The organism is Arcobacter sp. (assembly GCF_050300555.1).
Classification (GTDB): domain Bacteria; phylum Campylobacterota; class Campylobacteria; order Campylobacterales; family Arcobacteraceae; genus Arcobacter.
Genome location: NZ_JBNKXY010000010.1, coordinates 91,981 through 115,602, shown reverse-complemented (window position 1 = coordinate 115,602; position 23,622 = coordinate 91,981). Strand labels below are relative to the sequence as shown.

31 protein-coding genes are annotated in these 23,622 nt (G+C 28.6%); 4 read left to right on the top strand and 27 right to left on the bottom strand.

Annotated elements, in window-relative coordinates:
* From ACQY5W_RS09190 to rpsJ, 13 genes are all read right to left on the bottom strand, one after another.
* The coding region (locus ACQY5W_RS09190) for a KOW motif-containing protein (RefSeq protein WP_428024665.1) at positions 1–131 on the bottom strand (131 nt) is incomplete at its 3' end.
* A 1-nt stretch (position 132) separates the two neighbouring features.
* Positions 133–501 carry a 50S ribosomal protein L14 gene (rplN, locus tag ACQY5W_RS09185; RefSeq protein WP_428024664.1) on the bottom strand — a complete coding sequence of 123 codons (369 nt, stop codon included), beginning with the start codon at positions 499–501 and terminating at the stop codon, positions 133–135.
* Positions 501–755 carry a 30S ribosomal protein S17 gene (gene rpsQ, locus ACQY5W_RS09180; protein ID WP_428024663.1) on the bottom strand — a complete coding sequence of 85 codons (255 nt, stop codon included), beginning with the start codon at positions 753–755 and terminating at the stop codon, positions 501–503. Before rpsQ ends, rplN begins: the two co-directional genes overlap by 1 nt.
* 11 nt (positions 756–766) lie before the next feature.
* Complete coding sequence (rpmC, locus tag ACQY5W_RS09175) at positions 767–958, bottom strand: 50S ribosomal protein L29 (RefSeq protein WP_428024662.1); 192 nt, start codon at positions 956–958, stop codon at positions 767–769.
* Entirely contained in the window at positions 945–1,370 is a 426-nt protein-coding gene (rplP, locus tag ACQY5W_RS09170) for a 50S ribosomal protein L16 (protein ID WP_428024661.1), read from the bottom strand. Before rplP ends, rpmC begins: the two co-directional genes overlap by 14 nt.
* Before the next feature lie 2 nt (positions 1,371–1,372).
* Entirely contained in the window at positions 1,373–2,071 is a 699-nt protein-coding gene (rpsC, locus tag ACQY5W_RS09165) for a 30S ribosomal protein S3 (protein ID WP_428024660.1), read from the bottom strand.
* On the bottom strand, positions 2,071–2,403 hold the full coding sequence (gene rplV / locus ACQY5W_RS09160; protein WP_428024659.1) for a 50S ribosomal protein L22: 333 nt from the start codon (positions 2,401–2,403) through the stop codon (positions 2,071–2,073). The genes rpsC and rplV overlap by 1 nt, the downstream gene beginning before the upstream one ends.
* A gap of 1 nt (position 2,404) precedes the next feature.
* Positions 2,405–2,683, bottom strand: coding sequence for a 30S ribosomal protein S19 (rpsS, locus tag ACQY5W_RS09155; RefSeq protein ID WP_428024658.1), 279 nt, complete (start codon positions 2,681–2,683; stop codon positions 2,405–2,407).
* 9 nt (positions 2,684–2,692) lie between these two features.
* Entirely contained in the window at positions 2,693–3,520 is an 828-nt protein-coding gene (rplB, locus tag ACQY5W_RS09150) for a 50S ribosomal protein L2 (protein WP_428024657.1), read from the bottom strand.
* An 11-nt stretch (positions 3,521–3,531) separates the two neighbouring features.
* The gene (locus ACQY5W_RS09145) at positions 3,532–3,813 is read right to left on the bottom strand and encodes a 50S ribosomal protein L23 (RefSeq protein ID WP_428024656.1); all 282 of its coding nucleotides are present in this window, start codon (positions 3,811–3,813) and stop codon (positions 3,532–3,534) included.
* 1 nt (position 3,814) lies between these two features.
* Positions 3,815–4,402, bottom strand: coding sequence for a 50S ribosomal protein L4 (rplD, locus tag ACQY5W_RS09140; protein WP_428024655.1), 588 nt, complete (start codon positions 4,400–4,402; stop codon positions 3,815–3,817).
* Entirely contained in the window at positions 4,399–4,974 is a 576-nt protein-coding gene (gene rplC / locus ACQY5W_RS09135; protein WP_428024654.1) for a 50S ribosomal protein L3, read from the bottom strand. Before rplC ends, rplD begins: the two co-directional genes overlap by 4 nt.
* 13 nt (positions 4,975–4,987) lie before the next feature.
* A complete protein-coding gene (gene rpsJ / locus ACQY5W_RS09130) occupies positions 4,988–5,302 on the bottom strand; it encodes a 30S ribosomal protein S10 (RefSeq protein WP_013134908.1) in 315 nt (104 codons plus the stop codon).
* A 263-nt stretch (positions 5,303–5,565) separates the two neighbouring features.
* Between rpsJ and ACQY5W_RS09125 the strand changes: the two genes are divergently transcribed.
* A complete protein-coding gene (locus ACQY5W_RS09125; protein WP_428024653.1) occupies positions 5,566–5,982 on the top strand; it encodes a hypothetical protein in 417 nt (138 codons plus the stop codon).
* 31 nt (positions 5,983–6,013) lie between these two features.
* Positions 6,014–6,277, top strand: a complete 264-nt coding sequence (locus tag ACQY5W_RS09120; protein ID WP_428024652.1) for a hypothetical protein — start codon at positions 6,014–6,016, stop codon at positions 6,275–6,277.
* Between the two features lie 85 nt (positions 6,278–6,362).
* Here ACQY5W_RS09120 and ACQY5W_RS09115 read toward each other — a convergent pair whose 3' ends face one another.
* From ACQY5W_RS09115 to ruvA, 11 genes are all read right to left on the bottom strand, one after another.
* Complete coding sequence (locus ACQY5W_RS09115) at positions 6,363–8,573, bottom strand: methyl-accepting chemotaxis protein (RefSeq protein ID WP_428024651.1); 2,211 nt, start codon at positions 8,571–8,573, stop codon at positions 6,363–6,365.
* A 231-nt stretch (positions 8,574–8,804) separates the two neighbouring features.
* Positions 8,805–10,136 (bottom strand): deoxyguanosinetriphosphate triphosphohydrolase, encoded by a 1,332-nt coding sequence (locus ACQY5W_RS09110; protein ID WP_428024650.1) that lies wholly within the window; start codon positions 10,134–10,136, stop codon positions 8,805–8,807.
* Positions 10,137–10,152: 16 nt separating this feature from the next.
* Entirely contained in the window at positions 10,153–11,394 is a 1,242-nt protein-coding gene (locus tag ACQY5W_RS09105; protein WP_428024649.1) for an NAD(P)/FAD-dependent oxidoreductase, read from the bottom strand.
* 81 nt (positions 11,395–11,475) lie between these two features.
* Positions 11,476–11,826: a RidA family protein gene (locus tag ACQY5W_RS09100; RefSeq protein ID WP_428024648.1), complete on the bottom strand. Its 351-nt coding sequence runs from the start codon at positions 11,824–11,826 to the stop codon at positions 11,476–11,478.
* 501 nt (positions 11,827–12,327) lie between these two features.
* Positions 12,328–12,639: an HNH endonuclease gene (locus ACQY5W_RS09095; protein ID WP_428024647.1), complete on the bottom strand. Its 312-nt coding sequence runs from the start codon at positions 12,637–12,639 to the stop codon at positions 12,328–12,330.
* A 35-nt stretch (positions 12,640–12,674) separates the two neighbouring features.
* Positions 12,675–13,166 (bottom strand): HIT family protein, encoded by a 492-nt coding sequence (locus tag ACQY5W_RS09090; RefSeq protein ID WP_428024646.1) that lies wholly within the window; start codon positions 13,164–13,166, stop codon positions 12,675–12,677.
* A 54-nt stretch (positions 13,167–13,220) separates the two neighbouring features.
* Positions 13,221–13,574 (bottom strand): four helix bundle protein, encoded by a 354-nt coding sequence (locus ACQY5W_RS09085; protein ID WP_428024645.1) that lies wholly within the window; start codon positions 13,572–13,574, stop codon positions 13,221–13,223.
* A gap of 44 nt (positions 13,575–13,618) precedes the next feature.
* A complete protein-coding gene (locus ACQY5W_RS09080; protein ID WP_428024644.1) occupies positions 13,619–15,055 on the bottom strand; it encodes a Mur ligase family protein in 1,437 nt (478 codons plus the stop codon).
* The gene (locus tag ACQY5W_RS09075) at positions 15,042–15,761 is read right to left on the bottom strand and encodes an alpha/beta fold hydrolase (protein ID WP_428024643.1); all 720 of its coding nucleotides are present in this window, start codon (positions 15,759–15,761) and stop codon (positions 15,042–15,044) included. Before ACQY5W_RS09075 ends, ACQY5W_RS09080 begins: the two co-directional genes overlap by 14 nt.
* Positions 15,762–15,764: 3 nt before the next feature.
* Positions 15,765–16,799, bottom strand: coding sequence for a D-alanine--D-alanine ligase (locus ACQY5W_RS09070; protein WP_428024642.1), 1,035 nt, complete (start codon positions 16,797–16,799; stop codon positions 15,765–15,767).
* 19 nt (positions 16,800–16,818) lie between these two features.
* On the bottom strand, positions 16,819–17,379 hold the full coding sequence (gene ruvA / locus ACQY5W_RS09065; RefSeq protein ID WP_428024641.1) for a Holliday junction branch migration protein RuvA: 561 nt from the start codon (positions 17,377–17,379) through the stop codon (positions 16,819–16,821).
* An 86-nt stretch (positions 17,380–17,465) separates the two neighbouring features.
* Here ruvA and ACQY5W_RS09060 point away from each other — a divergent pair, with 86 nt between their 5' ends.
* Positions 17,466–19,652 (top strand): methyl-accepting chemotaxis protein, encoded by a 2,187-nt coding sequence (locus tag ACQY5W_RS09060; RefSeq protein WP_428024640.1) that lies wholly within the window; start codon positions 17,466–17,468, stop codon positions 19,650–19,652.
* Positions 19,653–19,666: 14 nt separating this feature from the next.
* Here the strand turns inward: ACQY5W_RS09060 and ACQY5W_RS09055 are convergent, their stop codons facing one another.
* The 3 genes from ACQY5W_RS09055 to ACQY5W_RS09045 form a co-directional block, all read right to left on the bottom strand.
* Positions 19,667–20,002, bottom strand: coding sequence for a hypothetical protein (locus ACQY5W_RS09055; protein ID WP_428024639.1), 336 nt, complete (start codon positions 20,000–20,002; stop codon positions 19,667–19,669).
* Positions 20,003–20,082: 80 nt separating this feature from the next.
* Positions 20,083–21,171, bottom strand: coding sequence for a tRNA pseudouridine(13) synthase TruD (gene truD, locus ACQY5W_RS09050; protein ID WP_428024638.1), 1,089 nt, complete (start codon positions 21,169–21,171; stop codon positions 20,083–20,085).
* A gap of 9 nt (positions 21,172–21,180) precedes the next feature.
* On the bottom strand, positions 21,181–22,011 hold the full coding sequence (locus ACQY5W_RS09045; RefSeq protein WP_428024637.1) for a thiamine-phosphate kinase: 831 nt from the start codon (positions 22,009–22,011) through the stop codon (positions 21,181–21,183).
* A 143-nt stretch (positions 22,012–22,154) separates the two neighbouring features.
* Here ACQY5W_RS09045 and ACQY5W_RS09040 point away from each other — a divergent pair, with 143 nt between their 5' ends.
* Positions 22,155–23,618 (top strand): sensor domain-containing diguanylate cyclase, encoded by a 1,464-nt coding sequence (locus ACQY5W_RS09040; RefSeq protein ID WP_428024636.1) that lies wholly within the window; start codon positions 22,155–22,157, stop codon positions 23,616–23,618.
* Positions 23,619–23,622: the final 4 nt, after the last annotated feature.

Below are 23,622 nucleotides of genomic sequence, written 5' to 3'. Positions count from 1 at the left end.
ACTTTACAATCTTTTACAATAACTTGTAATTTAGATGGGATAACTTTTAAAACTTCACCAGTTTTACCTTTATCGTCACCTGCGATGATTTTAACTGTATCACCTTTTTTGATTTTTAATTTAACTGCCATATTATAATACCTCCGGTGCAAGTGAAACGATTTTCATGAAACCTGAATATCTAACTTCTCTAGCAACTGGTCCAAAAATTCTTGTTCCAACAGGCTCTCTTTTTGCATCAAGAATAACTGCTGCATTATCATCAAATCTGATTAATGAACCATTTTCTCTTTGAACTTCTTTATGAGTTCTAACAACAACCGCTTTTACAACTTGACCTTTTTTAATCTTTCCAGTAGGAATAGCTTTTTTAACAGAAGCAACGATTACGTCACCAACTGTTGCGTATCTTCTTTTAGAACCACCTAAAACTTTGATACACATGATCTCTTTTGCACCTGTGTTGTCTGCTACATTTAATCTAGTAAAACTTTGAATCATTATTTAACTCCTGTAGCTACAATTGTCTTTAATCTAAAAGATTTAGTTTTAGATAAAGGTCTACACTCAATAGCAATTACAGTGTCACCTTCATTTAACTCATTTTTTTCATCATGAACTAAATATTTTTTAAATCTCTTTACAGTTTTGTGGTATTTTGGGTGTAATACTGATCTTGTTACTAAAACAGAAGCAGTTTTATCTCCAGATTTTTTTACCACTACACCTTGAATCTCTCTTTTATGTGTACTCATATTATAGATCCTTACTTAGCTTTTACTGCAGTAATAGCTGTTTGAATTCTTGCGATATCTTTTTTCGCAACATTTAATTCAGATGTATTAGTCAACTGCATAGTTTTTAGCTTAGCTTTTAATTCAAAAAGAAGCACCTTTTTCTCTTTTAATAACTCGTTTAGCTCTTGTAAGCTTTTATCTTTAATATCAGAATAAGTCATTTTCACTCTCTTTACTTACAATTTTACATTTAAAAGGTAATTTGTGAACTGCTAAAGTCAATGCTGCTCTTGCTAATTCTTCACTTACACCCGCCATCTCGAAACATACTCTACCTGGCTTAATGTTCATTACCCATTTATCAACTGGACCTTTACCTTTACCCATTCTTGTTTCTAATGGTTTAGCAGTAAGTGGTTTAGCTGGAAATACACAAATCCAAACTTTACCTTGTCTTTTGATAGCTCTTGTCATAGCAATTCTGGCAGCTTCAATTTGTCTTGAATCAATTCTACCATGCTCTAAAGCTTTGATACCAAATTGACCATAAGCCAAAGTATTAGCTCTCATAGATTTACCTCTATTTCGACCTTTCATTACTTTTCTATATTTTGTTCTTTTAGGCATTAACATAATTACTTACCTCTTTTCTTTGTTGGTCTTCTTTTTGGTTTAGCCGCTTCTTCTTTTTCAACTGGAATACCTTTAGCAAGTACTTCACCTTTGAAAATCCAAACTTTTACACCAATACAACCATAAGTTGTGTGAGCTTCAGCAAAACCGTAATCGATTCTAGCTCTTAAAGTATGTAAAGGAACTCTACCTTCTAAGTACCACTCAGTTCTAGCCATTTCAGCTCCACCAAGTCTACCAGAAACAGAAACTTTAATTCCTTTTGCTCCACCTTTGATTGCATTTTGCATAACTCTTTTCATAGCTCTTCTAAATGCAACTCTTCTTTCTAATTGTTGAGCAACATTTTCAGCAGCTAACTGTCCAGAAAGTTGAGGCTTTCTTTCTTCTTTAATGTTAACAGCAATTTCTTTACCAACTAAGTTTGTTAAAGAATCTTTTAATTTCTCAACATCTGCACCTTTTTTACCAATAATGATACCAGGTCTTGCAGCAACAATAGTTACTCTAACTTTTTTAGCTGTTCTTTCGATTAAAGTTTGAGCAATTCCAGCATAGTAAAGCTCTTTTTTAACGAATTTTCTAATTTTGCTATCTTCAGCAACATTAGCAGGCATGTTAGAGAATTTTGGAAACCATCTTGATTCCCAGTTTCTATTAATACCTAATCTTAAACCAATTGGATTAACTTTTTGACCCATTACTTATCTCCTTTAGGTGCAGCTTCTACTTCAATCATAATATGTGCTGTTGGTTTGTGCTTTGGAGAAGCAGAACCTCTTGCTCTTGGAGTAAATCTTTTAAGTACTGGACCTTTGTCAACTCTTGCAGATGTAATAATTGCGTCTTCTGCTTCTAAACCAGAATTTGCAACTGCAGAAGCAATAACTTTTGAAATTAATCCAGCAGCTTTGTTAGGTGTAAATTCTAAAGATGCAATAGCATACTCTGCATTCATACCTTGAACTTCTCTAGCAATAAGTCTTGCTTTAATTGGAGAAACTCTAATAAATCTTAATATAGCTCTACCCATCTTATCCTACCTTCTTCTGAACTGAACCTTTGTGTCCCTTAAAAGTTCTAGTTGGTGCGAATTCACCTAATTTATAACCTACGTGATTTTCTGTAATATTTACAGGTACGAAGTTTCTTCCATTATGCACATTAAATGATAAACCAATCATATCTGGTAAAACTGTTGATCTTCTTGACCAAGTTTTAATTGGTTTTTTGTCATTAGTTTCATTAGCTTTGATAACTTTTTTCATTAAGTGTGCGTCTACGAATGGACCTTTTTTTACTGATCTTGCCATCTTAAACCCTTACTTCTTTTTTCTTGAAATGATTAATTTGTCACTAGCTTTTTTCTTTCTAGTTTTATAACCTTTAGTTGGCATACCCCATGGAGTAACTGGATGTCTTCCTGAGTTAGTTTTACCTTCTCCTCCACCGTGTGGGTGATCGATTGGGTTCATCGCAGATCCTCTAGTTTGAGGTCTAATACCAAGATGTCTACTTCTACCAGCTTTACCAATTACCATGTTAGAGAAATCTTCATTTCCAACAATACCAATTGTAGCCATACAAACACCAAGAATTTTTCTCATTTCACCTGAAGGAAGTCTCATAATTACATATTTGTCTTCTCTACCCATGATTTGAGCATATCCACCAGCAGATCTTGCAATTTGTCCACCTTTTCCTGGTTTCATTTCAATATTATGAACCATTGTACCAACTGGGATGTTGATAAGTTTCATTGCATTTCCAGGAAGAATATCTAAACCTGATTCTGCAGCACTAATTTTTGATCCAACTTGTAAACCACTTGGTTGTAAAATATATCTTTTATCACCATCTGTATAAGTTACTAAACAAATTCTACAGTTTCTATATGGGTCATACTCAATTGTTGAAACAGTACCTTCAACACCAAATTTATCTCTTTTGAAATCGATAATTCTGTAAAGTTTTTTAGCACCTGCTTCTTTGTGTCTTGAAGTGATTCTACCATTACTATTTCTACCAGCTGTTGCTTTTACTCTTACAAGTAAAGATCTTACCGTTGGTTTTGAAGTAATATCAGAAGTATCCATTACTGACATAAATCTTCTAGCAGGAGTTATTGGTCTAAATTTTTTAATTGCCATACTTTATCTCCTTATGCTGAAAGGTTCGCTATTTCAGCGCCCTCTGGTAATGTTACATAGAATTTTTTGAAGTCAGCTCGTTTACCGATTTTCCCTCTAAATCTTTTTACTTTACCACTTTGTCTTAATGAATTAACTTTTGAAGGTGTTACTCCAAAGTACTCTTTAAAAACATCTTTTAATCCGTTTTTAGTCATTCTAGGACTAGTTTGAACAACAATTACACCACTCTCTTGTAATTCGATAGTTTTTTCTGTGTATAATATTGCTTTTATATCTGTAATATCTGCCATCTTATGCCTCTTTTAATGCTTCAAGAACTGACTTCTCAACTAAGATTGAGTGATAAGCAGCTGCAACATAAGCATTTACTTCTTGTTTTTCAATCATATAACAGTTTTTAATGTTTCTAAACGCTAAGTATGTTTTTTCATCAATTGTATCAACAATGATTAAAGTATCTCTTTGGTTTAAACCTTTTAAAACTGCAACAGCATCTTTAGTTTTACCTGATTCTAATTTAACAGAATCAACTACGAATAAAGACTCTTTTTCAGCATGAGCATTAATAGCATATTTTAATGCAAGCCCTTTTTGCTTTTTATTAATTTTTTGATTGTAATTTCTAGCAGATGGTCCAAATACTTGTCCACCTCCAACAAATAATGGTGATCTTTTAGAACCCCATCTTGCTGCACCAGAACCTTTTTGAGCTTTTGGTTTTTTACCACCACCGCTTACTTCTGATCTGTTTTTTACTCTAGCTGTGTTTGCTCTTTGAGCTGCTAGATATGATTTAACATATAAGTATAAGTTGTGAGAATTAACATTTTGAAACGATTCTGGTAATTCACTTGTTTTTACTAATACTGCATTACTCATTTAGCAATCCTTACTTTTCCTAATCCACCGTTTGGTCCAGAAACAGAACCTTTAACAGCTAATATACCAGTTTCTGCATCGAAAGAGAAAACCTCATTTTTTACAGATACATTTGTATTTCCGTATTGACCTGGCATTTTTTTACCTGGTTGAACTCTACCTGGCCACTCACAGTTACCAATAGAACCTGTTCTTTTACCCATTCTATGTCCGTGTGATGCTCTACCACCAGCAAAGTTCCATCTTTTAACAGCACCAGAGAAACCTCTACCTTTAGTTTTAAAAGTTGATTTTAAAACTTTAGCGTCTGCTAAAACAGATACATCTAAATCTCCAGCTTCAGAGTTTGCTACTTCCATAGTTGCAAATCTATTGAACTCTTTAGATAAGTTGTATTTTTTTTGTTGTCCTTCTATAGCTTTGTTAAATTTTTTACCATTGCTATATGATACAATTGCTACACCATCAGTCACTTCACATACTTTAGTATCAAGAACTTTTAAAAGTGTAACAGGAACTGAAGGAACAGAAATAGTTCTACTCATACCAATTTTTTCTACGATAAATTCCATTTATTACCCTTTCTTATTCTTGACCCATAGATCTAACTTCAACGTCAACTTCAGGAGCTAAGTCAAGTTTCATTAATGAATCTACTGTATCAGGAGTTGCAGATACGATATCAATCATTCTTGAATGAACTCTGATCTCGAATTGTTCTCTTGAATCTTTATTTACGTGAGGACCTTTGATTACTGTATATCTTCTGATTTTAGTTGGTAAAGGTATTGGACCTCTCAACTCAGCACCAGTTCTCTTAACAGCTTCAACAATTGAAGCAACACTTCTGTCTAAAACTCTGTGATCGTAAGCTTTAAGCTTTAATCTAATTTTTTCCATTTTTTTCCTTTAAAGAACTCGTTAAATGTGTGGTAAACACACTCTAACCATTTTTCATGGACGCGGATTATAACTTTTTTTTTATAAAATGTCAACAGTTGTGGGTATTCACTCCATTAATTACTATTTTTATTTCCTTTTTAAAAGGATAACTACTCTTTTTTTGACTATCTCTTAAGTTAAATGGAAGTTTTAGTCAAAAAAAAGATTTTATTCATCTTAAAGTGCTATTTATATAAAGTATTAAATACAAAAGGAGATTTATGATTGAAAAAAAATATCTAATTGAAGAAGAAAATAACTATTTAAAATTTAATCTATTTGAAGTTTCTGATGAAATTGAAGAGATTTTAGCCGATGATTACTATAAATTTAACTCAAAAGAATATTCAAAAAAACAGATTGTAGAAAATATGTATAATAATAATTTTGTAAATAAATATGATAGAAAAAAGCAAGCTGAAATATTTTCTTTGTATATTGATAATGAAAAATTTAAAGAAAAAGTTTTATTTATATATTCTATTATTGATGAAGAAAAATATAAAAAATTTGTAAATAAAAATGATGAAATTGAAAATCCAGGAAATTTCACTATAAAATATGGTGTTATTGATTCTGAAAATACAAAGGTATTAATGTATAATATCTCAATAGCAGATATTGCTTTTGTATTTTAAAGAATACTATAATCTATTCTAGAGGTTTAATATGCCAAGTGTAAAAGATGAATTAAAAGAGATTGTTGAAGTAACAATGTTACCAGAAGTTGAATTATATTTAGAAGATTTACTTAAACTTCTAGAAAATAATGAAGCAACAGATGATGATATGGATGCAATCAAAGAAATGGAATCATTTATGGTAGAACTTCAAAATATTGTTGAAGCAATTAATACCAATCAAATGAGTGAAGAACAAGCAGCCAAAGTATATGAAAAAATTATGGATTTATTAGATGAAACACAAGAATAATTCTATGATAAAATTCAGATTTTATATTTTACAATAGCCCTAAATAGCTTATAAAAAAGAGAATTTAATCTCTTTTTTACTAATTTTACGCAACCAAAGACTTAGCTCTAGCTTCTGCTTTACCTCTAAATTCTTTACTATCAGCATCATTCACTACAAGTTTTGCTATTTGGTCCGTAATAACTGCTACATCATGAGTTTGAGCTGCTATTACTGCATTTTGTTGAGTTTGTTGATCGAGTTGTGTAACTGCTATATTTATTTGTTCTATTCCCATTAGTTGTTCTTTACTTGCACTTCTTATATCATCAATTAAGTTTATTGTTTTTGTTATATTTTCACTTAATTTTTTATATCCATTTATCATATCTCCAGATATATTTTTCCCCTCATTTGCTTTTTTTGTTGCACTCTCTACTAAATTTTTTATCTCTTTTGCTGCTTCAGCACTTCTATTTGCTAGATTTCTAACTTCTTGGGCAACAACTGCAAATCCTTTTCCAGTTTCTCCTGCAGTTGCTGCTTCTACAGCTGCATTTAGAGAAAGAATATTTGTTTGGAAAGCTATTTGATCTATTACTGTTATTGCTTCATTTATTGCATTTACTTGTGCATCTATATCTTCCATTGCTATTGTTGTTTGACATGCTAACTTCTCTCCCTCATTTGCAGAGTCAGTAACATTATTTGAGAAGTCTGACATTTTTGCAATATTTTCTGTATTATGTCTTATATTAGAAGTAATTTCTTCTAAGGCTGCTGCTGTTTCTTCTAAACTTGCTGCTGCTTCATTTGAACTTTGATTTAATTTATCTACATTTTTAAGTAATATGTTTGAGCTTTCATCTAAAGTTAATCCATTTATTTTATTTTCTAATAACATTTTATTAATAGTATCTGCTAGATTATTCAATCCTAAAGTTACTTCACTATCGCATCCTTCAATTCTATGTGTAAAATCAAGTTTTGCATATTTATCAAGTGCAATAGTTAAATCATTTATGTTAGTAGAAACTTTTATATGAAGATTCGTAAGCATATCGTTTATATGCCCTCTTAACTCTTCCAAACTTTCTGATGTTACTTTATTTTCTAATCTTTTATTAAGATAACCATCCTTAACTGTGAGAATAATATCTTTTACTTCTGCTAAAAATTTATTATCAGAATCAATAATATTTTTTGTTTTTATAATATTTTCATTAATAGCCTTTGACATTTTACCAATTTCATCATCAGAATATATTTTAAGCTCTTCTACTGTAGTTGTTTCTTTATTTAGATATTTAAAAAAACTTAGTAATCCATTTTGAAAACTATTTAATGGTGAAATAACAACTTTTTTTAATGATACCATTAGAGAAATAAGTATAAATACAATAAGTGACACAATAATAATCATACATATATTAATCATTTTTTTTGAATCTTCAATAGCTTGTATAACTTTGGACATAGGAGATGCAACAATAGCAATGCCAAGCTTTTGTTCATTAAAATCTTTTATATCTATATATGTATATAAATACTTATCAGATTTATAGATTTTATTTTTCAAAAGTTCATTAAAAGCTATACTATTTATATCCCTAAAAAAATCTTTGTTTATAAATTTTTGAGAGATTACATAGTTCTTAAATTTATTAGTTGATAATTCCCCTTTTAAAAATTTATCATCCATTAAAAGTAAAAAAGCATCTTTTGATTTATCAAAACTTTTTGCAACAGAATTAAGTCCTTGCATAAATTCTAAAGAACCTAAATGCGTACCATCATCATCAGTAACACATACAACAGAACGCAATGACAATCCAGCATTTCCAACTTCAAATGTATTTACAGCTGTACTTGTTTGATTTACTTTTACTACACTATCTCTAAAAGAACTTAAATCATCACCATATTTACTTGCTTCCCAACTTCGCACAAAAGATTTATTATCTTTTGTATGTACATGTACTTTTATATTTTTAAAAGGAGTAGATTTTTTCATTTTTTTGCTAATAAAACCTAATGATAATATTGCTATTTCTCTATCTTGTGTTCTAAGTGATTTTTTGATTCTTCCATCATTTGCAATACTTACTGCATTTGATATTCCAACAGCTTTTTTTTCATCTAGTTTTTCTTCTACAATTTCTTTAAGTGATATGACTGTATTTTTATAAACATTCTTTTCTGATTTGTCTGAATACCAACTTAATACAATAAATCCAGTAATTAAAGCTATAAGTGAAATAGCAATTACAGAAACTGCAATTTTTTTATTGATACTATTTAGCTCAGTTTTTTTCATTTTTTCTCCTGATATATTTAAAAACATATTATAATAATTAATTATAATAAATCTTTAAAATTGTATCAGAATAATGGTCACATTTTGGTCATATTACATTAGTTTTACTTATATTTTTAAGATTTTCATGTTTTTTTATTAAATAAAACTAATGAAAATAAATTTTATTTATAAAAGATGAAGAAATCTTTGATATTTTTGTCTTAAGATCATAGGACAAATTTATAATATTTAATAACTCATCCCAATAAATTGATGTGCTATATGTTTTGCATGATTATCCGTCATTCCAACTATATAATCAACTACTCTTTGATACATCTCATAAAGAGAGTCTGATTTGATTGGTTTGTCTTTTTCCATAAGTTGTAAAGCTCTTTCATCTCTAAATGAAAGCTCTTTTTCATTTTGACATTCATATAATTTGTATGTGGCACGAATTAGATTATCTAATAATGTTTCAATTATATTATAAGCACCTAGTTCTAACTCTACTTTTCTTGATTCATTGAAGATTTTATCATGACCCAATTTTTTAGCAACCAATAAGCCCTCTTTTAATTTATCATCAGAGAAATAAGAGAGTAAATCTTTTTTTTGATTTTCACTACAAAGATGATCCAAATTTTCTTCAAACTTTTCCATGGCATGAGTTGTAAGTTTATTTATTGATAAAGCAACAAATCTTGATAATCTTTGATAGTCATTATATTTTTCATTTGCAAGTGATTTTTCAACCTCTTCTTCTCCTAAAAAATACTCAAAGATTTTTGTTGTATCATTTAAACTGATTATTTTAAGCTCATGGGCATCTTGTAAATCCAATAAACCATAACAAATATCATCAGCTACTTCCATAAGGTATGAAAGAGGATGTCGCATATATGTTCCATCTTTTCTTACTAATTTTAACTCACTAAAAAGTAAATCAAAAAACTGCTTTTCACTTTGAAAAAAGTTGAATTTTGATTTACCTATATTTTTGCAATTATTTGAAGAGTAAGGATATTTTATCAAGGTAGCAAGGGTAGAAAAAGTAAGATTCATGCCACCTTTGAAACTATTATTTTCAAGTTTACTCACTATTCTAAAACTTTGGGCATTGCCATCTAAGTTTAAAAAGTCATCAAGTTCATCACTTGAAAGTTTTTTTAAAAAGCTTTCGTTTTTATTTTTTTCAAACCACTCTTTGATTACTTCTTCTCCAGCATGTCCAAAGGGTGGATTTCCAATATCGTGTGCTAAACAAGCTGTTTGAACTATATACCCTACATCATAAGGATTTATACTATCATTGCTTTTTTTAAATATTTCACCAGCTTTTAAACCTAAACTTCTTCCCACACTTGCTACTTCTAAACTATGAGTTAATCTATTATGAACATGGTCATTTTTTGATAGGGGATGAACTTGTGTTTTTTTAGATAATCTTCTAAATGAATTTGAGAATATTAACCTGTCATAATCCTTGTGAAAACTACTTCTATAAAACTCTTCATGTTTATCTACTGCAATCTCACCATCACCATAATATCTCTTCTTTGAAAGTAGCTCTGAATACATCTATTACCTTTTATATTTATTGATACAAACCAGAAAATAATAAAATATCATCACTATCTTTATTATCTAAATCTTTTGTAATCATTTTTTTAACAATCTTTCCAACACTAGGAGCAAAGGTCATACCTAACCATCCTAAACCCATAGCATATACTAGATTTTTGTATTTTTCATCACGCCCAAGTAGTGGCATATCATTTGGAGTAAGAGGTCTAAATCCTGACCACTCTTTTATATCTTGCATCTCAAAAGGAACAGTATATTTTTCAAAGTTTGCTTTTATGCTATCAATTTGTTCTTTCACCACTTTTGTATCTGTTGAACCTAATTCTAATTTTGAAGTAAGTCTTACACTGTCACGCCTAGGAGTCATAACTATAAACAAATCACTAAACAAAGTTGATGTTTTAGGTTTAAGAACTTCAGGCATAGTAAAAGTGATACTATATCCCTTTGCTGGTGTCATCATAAAACTTTTTTTTCTAATATCTGCTAAAAGTGTTTGATAACCAGTAGAAAGTACAAAGTTCTCAGCTTCATAGGTATTGTTAAGTGAACTTATAGATTTTACTTTTTTATTCTCAAATTTTATATCTATGATTTTTTCATTTAATATAAATTCTACACCCTCTTTTTGTAAAAACTCTTTTGTTTCTAACATAACTCTTTTAGGGTCAAAGTGGGCATTTCTATTAAATAATATAGAACCTTTTATCATCTCATTTCCACAAGGCAAATACTCTTTTGTTTCTTGTTTTGAAAGGATTTTATAATTTTTTGGGTCTTTAGATTCACACTCTTTTAACTTTTTTTCATATGTCGCATCTTCTGTAAATACAGAAAGCATACCTGTTCTGTGATAATCAAAATCAAGCCCTTCTTTTTTTTGCATTTTTTCATATAAATGTAAAGTCTCTTCTCCATACTTTTCAAAGAGCATAATAGTTCTTTTAAATCTGGTCTCATTTGCACTTGCGGCAAATTTAAAAAGCCACTTTAAAAGTTTGAAATCTAAAGTTGGATGAATTTTAACTGGGGATTCTCCCTTTAGCATCTGTTTCATAGTGTTTGTTATAACACCTGGATAGCTAAGAGAACCTTTATCAAAAGCAGATAATAATCCAGCATTTCCAAATGATGTACTATTTGTAATATCACCCTCATCTATAATAGTTACTTTTCTCCCTGCTTTATGTAAAGAGTAAGCACACATAAGTCCTACAACACCAGCACCAATAATAATAGTGTCTCGTTTCATAATAAGTTCTCCAAATCTATTTTCCGAATAATACTATGCAAATATTATACTCCGAGAAAAAAAAATATGTAATATAATTGTTTAAATTTTTACCGCTGTAAAGATAATCTCAACCAGTGTTGAAGTACTTGACATAGAAGCTTGAACACAAGCACGAGCTGGTGGATTTTCATTTGATACCCATTCATCCCAGATTTTATTAAAGTTTGCAAAATCTCTATCAATATCTTTTAAATATATTTCCGCTCTTAATAACATCTCTTTATTTGTCCCTGCAGCAACAAATTTTTCTTCTGCAATTTCAAGTACTCTTTTAGCTTGTTCTTGAACATCCATATCTGTATTGTCAGGTACAATTCCAGCAAAATAGATAATTCCATTATGTTCAACTATCTTACTCATTCTTGAATTTACTTCTTTTCTAATTATCATGTTAACATCCTTTTGAGTTTTAAAAATTTAGTATAACATTGTAAAGTTATATTTATATGAAATTAGGAGTATCTCTCTTGAAAACCTAAAGGTTTCCGCTTTTACTTTCTTTAACCATAAAGAAAGTAACAAAGAAAACTCTCCACGGCTTCGAAGGTCTTCGACTACCTTCCATATTTTAAATAATTTATTAAGAGAAATTTTTAACCTTAGAAAATCAAAAATGCAAATGTCCTTATCCCACCTTTGATTCCAACATTTGCAAAAGCCGAATGTTTATTTTTCTCTTTTCTAAACAAGATTGGCAACTGTTTGAGTGTTTAAAAGTTGCTAAACGCAAGTTTTAATAAACGAGTTTTGACAAGCAGAAAAGATAAAAATAATAAGTGAGGGAACCCAAAGGGCTTTGAAACTCTGTTGGTGGTTTTGCTTACTTTGTCCACACAAAGTAAGAGGAGCGAAGACCTTTAGGTGTTTATGAGAAAAAAATATAAAAGACTCTTACATATTTTCAAGTACTTGTTTGATGATCAAAGCAACGGTATCTTTATTAATATTCTTTTCCTTACAATATTTTGATTCAAGCCAAATAGAAAGTTTTTTTTGTCCTTTACTTGCATTACAACTACAACAACATAAAGTAATGTTCTCTCTTGTGATTATTTTTGCATCATTAATAATATGTTCCCAACTTGGAGCAGTTTTTTTAGAAATTTTTGAAGAGGTAAATTCTACACCACAATAAACACATCTTTTATCTCTTTGTCTGACTTCTAATTCTAACCATAAAGGAATATTCCAATTATTTGCCATATTTTATTCTATTACTTAAGTTAAAAGTAAATTTCTTAAACAAAATACTTACCTGAATTCTCACAAAGCTTCTTGTATAACTTATGAAAATCAACAGGATAAACTCTAGTATTTCCAATAGTAGTGATAAAGTTTGTATCCCCACCCCATCTTGGCACAAGATGATAGTGAACATGTTCTGCAATACCTGCACCTGCTGCTTTGCTAAGATTCATACCTATGTTTACACCTTCAGCATTTAAAACTTCTTTCAACATTTTTGTAGCTTGTTTTACACGTAATGACATATCTATCCAGATTTCATCATCTAAATCTTCTATATTTTCTGTGTGGAAGTTTGGTATTACCATCATGTGACCAGGAGTATATGGATATTTGTTCATGACCACATAGCAGTTTTTATCCCTAAAAACAACGCCTAGTTTTTCATCATCATTTGAATTTTCAAATATGTGACAAAATACACACCCCTCAATCTTATCTTCTGTTATATACTCAAATCGCCAAGGTGCATAAATTCTTTCCATTACGCTTTGCTCCATGAAAAGAAATGAATAGTGAATAATGAATAATAAATAATTTTAGGCATTGTTTTCCTTAGCTGTTTTTATACTTGTTGTTAATATTTTTAATAATTCAATTAAATCTGGATTAATACTATTAAACATTTTATCATTTAAATAATTTGAATCTTTTAATAAATTTAACCAATAATTTGTTTCATTAGCTTCTTTAATAGATATGTGTAATTTAGATATAAAATCAGGTTTTGATTGAGCATATTCGGACTCAGCAATTAAAGCACCTATTGCTGTACCACTTCGTAAAATTTGTTTAGAAAGAATAAACTCTTTTTTTTCTTCTTGTAAATACTTAGTTAGTTTCACAATTCTAATAGCAAACTGATAAGCTTTATCTTTCAAAACATTATTCATTATTCACTATTCCTTATTCATTTAATTTTATTAAAGCCAAAGGCTTAAATAAAATTTGGTGCGTCATTTGCAAAAAGGATTAAATCCCCTGCTCTAGTTTTTTCTGCTAAGATTTCTTCCATTTTTGATTTATCTTTTAGGATAAACTGTTTATTTTTATCTATATTATCACTAAAAAGGTGAGTATTTAATGAACCAGTTAAAATTACATAGTCAAAGTGTTTATTTATCTCTTTTGCTAAAAGGATATTTGTTTCATCATTTGACTCTACAAGTCCTGGAGTTATGATTACTTTTCTACCTTTATATTCACTACAAAGATTTACAGCTTCTAACATACCCTCAAAGTTTCCATTGAAACTATCATCAATGATAACTTTTCCACCAGCTTCTATTTTTTGAAGTCTGTGTTCTACTGGTTTGATCTTATCTAGGGCAATTTTGATTTGATCTATACTCATACCTAACTCTTTTGCCATAAGAATACAAGCTGTTAGATTTACTGCGTTGAAACTTCCAAGTATGGGAGCGTGAAAATGTTCTTGTTTACCATCTATTTCTATATCAAACCAAATACCATCTAAGTTACTCATAGTAATATTTAAATTATTTGGGAATTTTACTATTTTTTCATAATCTAAAATTGGCACGCTTTCATGAACAAAAGCCTTTATCATTTTAGGTGACTTTAGAATTTCCATTTTAGTATGTATTATGTTATCTATAGTTTTAAAATACTCCATATGCTGTTCACCAACTTGCCCTAAGATAGCATAATCTTGTTGTAAAAAATTTGATATCTCTTCAATATCTCCTTGCATCCTTGCACCTGCTTCTGCAATATATATATCAGCATTGTCCGGTAAGTCCCTATTTACGTCAAGTACAAGACCAGCTAAGGTATTTACACTTCTTGGAGTTTTATAGGCATGAAACTTTGTTTTTAATATTTGGTACAAATAGTTTTTAATGGATGTTTTTCCATAAGATGCAGTTATGGCTATAATTTTCAAGTCAGCTATTCCTTGAAGTCTTTTTTTAGCTTTATGTTTAAAAGATATAAAAAAGATTCGCTCCAAAGAAAAAGAGACTAAATAAGCTATAAATAAAGGTATAAATAATCCTGCAGATCTACAATTTTCACTTACAAAACATAAAAGACTTATACTAAATGTTACAAATAAAAGTATGGCTAAAAACCTCTGAACTCTTGAAGTTAAAACTAAAGGTTTATCAAGTTTCATATTCCATAAAATAAGTAATGGTAAATATAAAGCATAAAAATATATCAAAAAGTATAATGAAGGTAGTAAATAATACATAACAAAAGGCATCACAAAATATATGATATGCCAATTTAATTTATGATGTTTAAAAATAACTCTTTCGATTTTATAGCTATACCACTGTAAGTTAGTAATCAAATACCAACCAAGTGCCATCACTAAAACTATATGTGTAAATATATTAAAGTATTCCATTTTCTATTGTTTCACTTATATCTTTTGCATTTTCTACAAAGAAAAAGTGAGTCCCTTCGTATGATTTAAATTGACTATTTTTTATAAGTGAGGCTATCTTTTTACCAGATTCTAAAGAAGTAGCAGTATCACTTTCTCCCCAAAATATATATGCTTTGCCAGAAAAATTTTTAAACTCCTCTGTAAAATCTTCATTTAAAACATTTTTAAATGTTTCATACATATTTTGACTCATATTATCCACGTCTTTACTTCTAAAAATCTTAGTAATACCACCTAAGCCTAAGGCTTTAAAAAACTTAGCCATTTTGATTTTAGTTTTTACTTTTGCTGATTTTTCTTCAACTATTCCTGCACTACTTAGAAGTATAAGATTTTTTGGGTTTAATTTTGTGGCAATTTTTCCACCGTATGAGTGCCCCATAATTGTATCTTTTGAAGCAGAAATCGCACTTAAAAATAGTTCCATAATATTTGTATAATCATTTGTAGTAAGTACATACTCTGTAGGACTTTTACCAAAACCTGGCAAATCAATATATATATGTCTAAAACTTTTCAAATGATTTTTAAAGTTTTTATTCATGATATCTTTGTTAGAACCCCAACCATGAAGTATGATAATATCTTTTTTTAAAGATTGGTTTATTATTTCATATGAGATATCAAAACTTTTATTGTCATATTGGATTGTTTTTAAAGCCAAGGTTTATTTACCTTTAGCCGCTTGAATTTTATTTACATAGTCATATGAGATTTTAATTTTATCTCTTAGTCTTAAAGACTTAGCTAGCTCTTTAATACTTGAATCAAAATTTTCAAATAAGTAATTTGCCATAGAACCAGGTATTGGGTTGATTTCATTTAGATATACTGCATCATCAATTACAAAAAAATCACATCTAATCATAGCACCATCAAAAGTTGTATTGTAAATAGTTTCAAAACTATTTTTTAATTTTTCTTTTAACTCATCACTAATATTAGCAACACTTACTCTTTCAGTTCTTGCAAAGTCTAAATATTTTTTATCAAAATCTAAAAAGTCAGCTTTTTGAGGTTCTTCAACTATTGAGTATCTTATCTCATTTCCTACTTTATAACCTGCTAGATTGTACTCTTTTATATTTGGTATAAATGTTTCAATTAATACTGCATTATCAAACTCAAAAGCAACATCAAGGGCATAACTTAATTCTTCTTGTGATTTTACAATACTAACACCAATTGAACTTCCTAAAGTAACAGGTTTTACTATAACTGGAAACTGTGTAATTACTACTTCATCATACTTTGTAAAATACTTATAGTCAATAGTTTTAATTCCTAAAGATGAAGCATAACCTTTTGTTAAAAACTTATTAAAACTTACACTACAAGCTCCAACTCTAGGTCCAATGTATTTTATATCAAAAAACTCAAAAAGAGAAGCAAGAGTTCCATCTTCACCATCTCCACCATGTATTAAATTTAATACAACATCAAACTCTACATTTTTTTCACCAAACATAGCTTTTTTTGAAAATGTACCTTTTTTAATAGTTAACTTATCACACTTTTTGTACTCCCCTGAGCTAAAAAGTTTTGATTTTATTGTTTTTGTAGGAATATGATAAAAATCTCTATTTTGATCTAAAAATATATACTCTAATTCACTTTTAATAACATCTTTCATAGCAATAGCTGATACTATTGAAATCTCATGTTCATAACTACTTCCACCAAAAACTATAGCAATCTTCATTATATATTAACCTTTAAATTTATTTTTGTAATCTTTTAAGTGCTTCTTTTACCAAGTCACTTGTATTTGTAGCAGTACAACTGCTTAAAACTTTACCTATAACATCTTTTTTAAATCCTAAAGATTCAAGTGCCATAGAAGCTTCTATTGTATTTTTACCAGATGAACCCTCATCACTATTTCCATCAATAACAAAACCAGACAATTCAACTAATATTCTACTAGCACCCTTTGGACCAATACCAGGTACTCTTTTTAACATAGAGATATCATTTGAACTTACAATTTGAGAAAATGAGCTTGGAGTAAAAGTTGAACAAATAGCAAGTGCTACTTTAGGTCCTACCCCGTTTATTTTTATTACAGTATCAAACAATTTTTTTTCATTTATATCAAGAAAACCATATAGTGCTTGTGAATCTTCTCTTATTATATATGTTGTAAACAACGAAATATTATTTTCAGTTATTTTTGCACTACAATTAACCGATACAGATACCTCATAAACCAACCCATTAACGTCAATATGTAATACAGTTGGCTCTTTTTTTATAATTTTTCCATTTATTCCAACAATCATTATTTTTTTTAAATCTTTCTGTTTTTTTATCGTTTATAAATAGTTTTAATTATATAATATCCTAACTTAAATATTAAGGTTTATATATGTTTGAATTTATAAGTAGAAAAATTAACAACAAAATTATGTTTGCACTTGTTGTTTTAATGACAATAAGTAGTACAGCAGTTGTTTATTTTAGTACAGCAAAGGTAAAAAGTGACTCTATAGCAATTACAAAAGAAAATTTAGAGATGCTAAATACAGCTATGTTTCAAAGTCTTAGAAATGCAATGGCAACAGGAGATGTAGCTACTATCCAAAAAGCAGAAAAAGATGCTGCAAGTATTAAAGGTGTTAAGAATTTAATTGTTGCAAAAAGTAAACCATTAATTGAGATGTATTCTCCTGAATCAAAATTTACTGAAGATACTGATATTTTAAAATCTTTTGAATCTAAAAAACCACAACTTTTAGAAACAATAGAAAATGATACTCACGAAATACGAATGATAAAACCAATGATAGCAGCGCAAGAGTGTTTGATGTGTCATGCAAATCAACAAGTTGGTGATGTAATTGGTGTAATGGATTTAACATTTTCATTACAAGAATCAGACCAAAGATTAGTTGACTTAGTTTTAAGTATCTCTACAACTTCACTTATCTTAGGTATTTTAACATTAGCAATAATCTTTTTAATTGTAAGAGGTGCTACAAAACCTATTGAATCATTAAAAAGTGGATTTACTAACTTAATTGAATCAAATGATACAAATATAAGATTAACAGTACAATCTAAAGATGAAATATCAGAAGTTGCTGAACTATTTAACGCTTATATGGATAAGGTAAAAGCTGGATTGGCACAAGATGCAAAAGTTATAGATGAAGCAAATGATGTATTAGAGAAAACTGGTAATGGTTTCTTTGTGTATGGAGTTAAAGCACAAGCTTCTAATCCACATGTAGAAGACTTAAAAAATAAACTTAATACTATGATTTCTGGAACTAGAGATAGCTTAGAAAAAATAAATCAAACACTAGAAAAATATTCAGAGTCAAAATTTGATTTTGAAATGAAAGATGAAGGTATTTATGGGGATATGGGTTCTTTAAGTGCTAGTATTAAATTAGTTGGAAACAATACATCTGAAATGTTAGCTATGATTATGAATGCAGGTGATTCATTAAAAGAAAATACACAAACACTTTCATCAGCTGCAAATAATTTATCCATATCTTCTAATAAACAAGCTGCTTCATTGGAAGAAACAGCTGCTGCATTGGAACAAATAACAGGAAATATTAAAGGGACAAATGAAGCTGCAATAAAAATGAGTCAACTTGCAGGTAATGTTACAGCTTCAGCCAAAAATGGTCAAGAACTTGCAAGCCAAACTGCTAATTCTATGGAAGAGATTAACAAACAAGTTAGTTCAATAAATGAAGCAATTGAAGTAATAGATCAAATAGCTTTCCAAACAAATATTCTTTCACTAAATGCAGCAGTTGAAGCAGCAACTGCTGGTGAAGCTGGAAAAGGTTTTGCTGTTGTTGCTGCAGAAGTTAGAAATCTAGCTTCAAGAAGTGCTGAAGCTGCACGGGAAATTAAAGGAATAGTAGAAGCTGCCACATCAAAAGCAAATGATGGTAAAATGATTTCTACTAGGATGATTGAAGGTTATACGGAACTTAACCAAAATATTTCAGCTACTATTGAAATGATTGAAAATGTTTCTACTGCTTCAAAAGAGCAAGAAGCTGGGATAGTACAAATAAATGATGCAATCACTACTTTAGATCAAGCTACACAAGAAAATGCAAGTGTTGCAGAAGAGATTTCACATATGTCAAGTCTAATTGCTAACATGTCAAATTCACTTGTAACAGCTGCTTCAAGAGCAAGTTTCATAGAAGAGTCAAGAGAGCAAGTATGTGATATTGATTTGGTTTATGATACAGCAAATGTAAAAGTAAAAATTCTTGAGCTTAAAGATAGAATATTCGCAAAACTTGGTACTAAAGAGAAATTTAAAATAAATGACTCAAAAGAGTTAACAACTTTTATAAACAATTTTGAAAATAATTATCAAGGAAAAGCAACTGAAAACGTAACAAATCTTAAGAAGTCAAATATAGCTTTAACTACAAAACTTCAAGCTTTGATTGATGCAAATGCAAATAATGAATCAAATAATGTTTTAAATGAGAAGGCAAAAGAAGTAGATGCTGAGTCAGCAAAAATATTTGATATATTAAATAGACTTAAAAAAGATATTTGTGATAAATAGAAAGTTCAAACTTTCTATTTATTTATTTCTGCGAACATTTTATCGATATCTTCTTGAGATATCTCATCCTCATAACTGTCACCTGAAATATGTTTTGCAGTAGGTGCAATGTTAAATCTTGTACAATCTAAACCTTGTGCTTCACAAATACAATTTACAACTCTTTCAAGTTTTTGTCTAAAGATATCTTCTTCTTGTATTGTATTTATTACTTCCATAATCAAATCACTTGACTCTTTTTCTTTTGTAAGTGATAGAGCTAATTCAAGTTTATCAAAAATAGATACAGCTACCTTTTCAGAGCTTTTTATTACATGGTCTAATTCGACAACTACATCTTCATAATTCATAATAAACCTTTTATTTTAAATGGACACATTTCTTATGGTTTAAAGTTTATCAAAGCTAAGCTTAAAAATAAAATATATTATTAGTGTATTATTTCTGAGATAACTTGCGTGGCATATGAACCTTTTGGCAAGGTAAATGAAATCTCAAACCAATTTTTATCTTCTTTATAATTTGATTCAATTTCATCTGGGAAAACCCAAGCAAATCTTCTACTTCCATCTTCAAATGTTTTTTTATCAAACTCTTTTTCAAACTCTAAGGCTAAACCTTCACTTTGTTTTACTCTTTTGCCTGGTAACAGTCCAGTTGGAACTCTATCTTTTTTATAGAATTTGTCACTTTCTACATCAAGTTCTTCTGCTATAAAAATTTTCCCAAAAGGATAATGACTCATAAGTTCACCAGGAAGCATTTTAAAAGGATGTTCTTGTGCTTTCATTTGTTTTACAATATCTTGTGGAATACCAATCTTTTCACAAATCTCTTTTGGTTCAAAGGCATCAATTAACTTAGAAATTTCAACTCTTTTTGAAAGCCATAAATTAAAAAGATAACTTTGATAAGCATTTAAATACATCTGTTTTAGGTTTCTTCTTTTCTCTTTTAATGTTCCTTCAACTATTTGTTGACCTTTTTCATGGTTATCTCCAAAAGCACCAAATCTTTGAAATCCAAAATAATTTGGAATACCATATGTTGCAATTTTTCCTAAAACTTGTTCTATCTTTTTGGCATCCATAAGAGTAACTCTTTTAAGTCTAATAAAAAACTTATTACCTTTTAGATGTCCAACTCTTATTTTATTGTTATGGTTGATAGTTTCTAAGAACTTTATATTTTCATGGGTAAAACTATTTATTTTTTCTTCAAACTGTTTAGGAATAGAGATATGTTGTATGGTCATTGCATTTTTATCTTTTAATCCAGCATATCCAATATCTCTTATTTTACAACCAATAGTATCAGCAATAATTTGTAAGGCATCCCACGTTGCTAAGTCTTTTTTTCTTAGTTTTACAACAATATGTTCACCCTCACCTGTAAAATCATACAATGGGATTTCAGTAACTACGAAGTCATCTTTATTTTGTTTAAAAAGTACATCTATTTTTGAATGATTTAAATAGTATTGTAAATTATGTCTGTTTAGTTGTGTGTTTTCTTCCAATGTTTTCCCTTATTTAAAATGATGATTTTGGCAATCACATTTATATGTTCCATCAACTGCTTTTGCAAAGATGTTTAACTTAACTTCATATTTTTGTGCAATTTCTGAGATAATCTGAGCATTTTTTTGTGAAAAGGAGAATAATATTTCATACTCTTCACCTGAACACCCCACTTCTTTACTTATTTTATCAAAAAATTCAAATCCCAAATTATTTATAGAAGAAAGCCTTTCTAACTCAAAAAATAATCCATCTGAAATATCAAGTGCACAGTTTATATATGGTGCTATTTCATAAAAAAATTCAGGATTTAATCTAGGTTTTAAAAACTTTGATTTTTTAGAGACTTTTTTTCCTTTTAAAAGAAGTTCCAAATCACTTTTACACGTTCCTAAATCTCCTGTATAACAAAGTAAATCATCTTTTTTTAAACCTTTTCTAAAAACAGGTTTTTTTGTTTTTGAGATAATAGTAATAGAGATATCAAGTTTAGTATTTGAAATAGTATCTCCACCGATTATTTTAATTCCAAATTTTTTGGCAATACTTTTAAACCCTTTTGCTAATTCTTTTAAATCATCTATTGAAAAATTTTTGGGAATAGCAACACTTAAAAGGGCATATTTAGGAATAGCATTCATAACTATTGCATCAGATATGTTTACAATCATTGCTTTTCTAGCAATTTGTTTTAAACTCATCCATTCACGTTTAAAATGAACATCTTCAAAAAAAGCATCCATACTATAAACATGTGAACCTACAACAGCTCCATCATCACCTATAATATTTTTATGTCTGTTTTTAAATTGTTTTATAAAATAATCTTCTTTGTTCATAAGGCGGATTTTATCATAAATAGACTTGATTTACTGATTTATTTCTTAAAATTATTTTGTAAAAAATAAATTATTGTTTATTATTTAATAATTAATTTGTATAATAAAAGAATTTGATTTTTAAAAGTAAAAAATAGGCTAAGATGAGATTTAAATATATTAGAACAAACATTGTTAAATTTATACTTTCATACTTTATTTTAATAATATCCTTTATATTTATTAGTTACAAATTTTTTCTTGATGATTTTATCTATTTAGAAAAAATGCAAAATCTAAATAATGTAAATTCACTACTACATGATATAGATGGAAACTTAAAAAATATATCAGGTACTACTCATGATTATAGTCAATGGGATGATACGTACACTTTTGCTCAAGATAAAAATAAAAATTACATATATGAAAACTTTAGAGATGGCACAGCAACCCTTGAAGGAATAAATATAGATGCTATGCTCTATTTAGATATAGAAAATAGAGTTTTCTTTTCAAAATATAGAAACAGCTTCCTAGAATCAAATAAAAAAGACTTTGAAAAATATATTAGTAGCAATTTAAAAAATAAAAATGTTGTTGATACAATAATAAATTATAAATCAAAATTTTTATATTTATCAAAAAGTGAAATTCTAAAAAGTGATTTTACTGGTAAACCAAAGGGCTATCTAATAAGTGTAAAACTTTCAGAAAATAAAGATTTTTTAATAAATTATTCTCTTTTTGATGAAATAAAAATTTCAACACATGATTCAATACAAAATAATCTAGAAATTAACCTAGCTTTTTTAAAAAATGTAAAAATACAAACTTATTATGAAAATGACATGATAATAAATCATATCAATTTTTATAACTTTGATGGAGAATATTTAATCTCATTGATTTCTAAAAATAACAGTAATATTGTATTAAAAGGTAAAAAAACAATTTTATTGTTTAATCTACTGATATCACTTATTTTATTTTTGGTGTTTTTTTATATTTATAAAAGTCAATATTTAATAGAAAATCAAAACTCTTTATTAAATGAAGAAGTTGCAAATAGAACAAAACTTTTAAATATGGCTTATGATAAATTAAAATCTAAAAATAATGAGTTGTTTACTTTAGCAAATATTGACTCACTTACAAAAATAAGAAATAGAAGAAGTTATTTTATAAAAAGTGAAGAGTTACTAAGTAAAGCAATTAAATTTAATCATAATTTGCATGTATTATTAATCGATTTAGACCATTTTAAAACTATAAATGACACTTATGGTCACAATGTTGGAGATAAAGTCTTAATTTCTTTTTGTAATATAGTATCTTCAATAATTGATAAAAAAATAGTCTTTGGTAGAATTGGAGGGGAAGAATTTTCCCTAACTTTTTACAATAAAACTGATGAAGAAGTAACTAAAATATCAGAAGAGATTCGAGATACATGTTCAAATGCTGAAATAAAAATAGATAACAAAGTAGTAAAATTTACTGTATCTATGGGATTAACTTCAAGGGAAGATTTTGATAATATAGATAAGATTTTGCATAATTCAGACAATTTATTATATCAAGCAAAAAAATCAGGAAGAAATAAACTTATTAGAACAAATCGATAAACAT

Bases quoted from the DNA above. Each gene is read 5' to 3' on its own strand.
- rpmC (WP_428024662.1), bottom strand. From the start codon at position 958: ATGACTTATTCTGATATTAAAGATAAAAGCTTACAAGAGCTAAACGAG.
- ACQY5W_RS09120 (WP_428024652.1), top strand. From the start codon at position 6,014: ATGCCAAGTGTAAAAGATGAATTAAAAGAGATTGTTGAAGTAACAATG.
- ACQY5W_RS09095 (WP_428024647.1), bottom strand. From the start codon at position 12,639: ATGGCAAATAATTGGAATATTCCTTTATGGTTAGAATTAGAAGTCAGA.
- rplB (WP_428024657.1), bottom strand. From the start codon at position 3,520: ATGGCAATTAAAAAATTTAGACCAATAACTCCTGCTAGAAGATTTATG.
- ACQY5W_RS09125 (WP_428024653.1), top strand. From the start codon at position 5,566: ATGATTGAAAAAAAATATCTAATTGAAGAAGAAAATAACTATTTAAAA.
- ACQY5W_RS09040 (WP_428024636.1), top strand. From the start codon at position 22,155: ATGAGATTTAAATATATTAGAACAAACATTGTTAAATTTATACTTTCA.
- ACQY5W_RS09085 (WP_428024645.1), bottom strand. From the start codon at position 13,574: ATGAATAATGTTTTGAAAGATAAAGCTTATCAGTTTGCTATTAGAATT.
- ACQY5W_RS09060 (WP_428024640.1), top strand. From the start codon at position 17,466: ATGTTTGAATTTATAAGTAGAAAAATTAACAACAAAATTATGTTTGCA.
- rplC (WP_428024654.1), bottom strand. From the start codon at position 4,974: ATGGAATTTATCGTAGAAAAAATTGGTATGAGTAGAACTATTTCTGTT.
- ACQY5W_RS09070 (WP_428024642.1), bottom strand. From the start codon at position 16,799: ATGAAGATTGCTATAGTTTTTGGTGGAAGTAGTTATGAACATGAGATT.
- rpsJ (WP_013134908.1), bottom strand. From the start codon at position 5,302: ATGGAAAAAATTAGATTAAAGCTTAAAGCTTACGATCACAGAGTTTTA.
- rpsS (WP_428024658.1), bottom strand. From the start codon at position 2,683: ATGGCAAGATCAGTAAAAAAAGGTCCATTCGTAGACGCACACTTAATG.
- ACQY5W_RS09145 (WP_428024656.1), bottom strand. From the start codon at position 3,813: ATGGCAGATATTACAGATATAAAAGCAATATTATACACAGAAAAAACT.
- ACQY5W_RS09105 (WP_428024649.1), bottom strand. From the start codon at position 11,394: ATGAAACGAGACACTATTATTATTGGTGCTGGTGTTGTAGGACTTATG.
- ACQY5W_RS09115 (WP_428024651.1), bottom strand. From the start codon at position 8,573: ATGAAAAAAACTGAGCTAAATAGTATCAATAAAAAAATTGCAGTTTCT.
- ACQY5W_RS09045 (WP_428024637.1), bottom strand. From the start codon at position 22,011: ATGAACAAAGAAGATTATTTTATAAAACAATTTAAAAACAGACATAAA.
- ruvA (WP_428024641.1), bottom strand. From the start codon at position 17,379: ATGATTGTTGGAATAAATGGAAAAATTATAAAAAAAGAGCCAACTGTA.
- rplN (WP_428024664.1), bottom strand. From the start codon at position 501: ATGATTCAAAGTTTTACTAGATTAAATGTAGCAGACAACACAGGTGCA.
- rplD (WP_428024655.1), bottom strand. From the start codon at position 4,402: ATGAGTAATGCAGTATTAGTAAAAACAAGTGAATTACCAGAATCGTTT.
- rpsC (WP_428024660.1), bottom strand. From the start codon at position 2,071: ATGGGTCAAAAAGTTAATCCAATTGGTTTAAGATTAGGTATTAATAGA.
- ACQY5W_RS09055 (WP_428024639.1), bottom strand. From the start codon at position 20,002: ATGAATTATGAAGATGTAGTTGTCGAATTAGACCATGTAATAAAAAGC.
- rpsQ (WP_428024663.1), bottom strand. From the start codon at position 755: ATGAGTACACATAAAAGAGAGATTCAAGGTGTAGTGGTAAAAAAATCT.
- rplV (WP_428024659.1), bottom strand. From the start codon at position 2,403: ATGGGTAGAGCTATATTAAGATTTATTAGAGTTTCTCCAATTAAAGCA.
- ACQY5W_RS09110 (WP_428024650.1), bottom strand. From the start codon at position 10,136: ATGTATTCAGAGCTACTTTCAAAGAAGAGATATTATGGTGATGGTGAG.
- ACQY5W_RS09090 (WP_428024646.1), bottom strand. From the start codon at position 13,166: ATGGAAAGAATTTATGCACCTTGGCGATTTGAGTATATAACAGAAGAT.
- ACQY5W_RS09100 (WP_428024648.1), bottom strand. From the start codon at position 11,826: ATGATAATTAGAAAAGAAGTAAATTCAAGAATGAGTAAGATAGTTGAA.
- rplP (WP_428024661.1), bottom strand. From the start codon at position 1,370: ATGTTAATGCCTAAAAGAACAAAATATAGAAAAGTAATGAAAGGTCGA.
- ACQY5W_RS09080 (WP_428024644.1), bottom strand. From the start codon at position 15,055: ATGGAATACTTTAATATATTTACACATATAGTTTTAGTGATGGCACTT.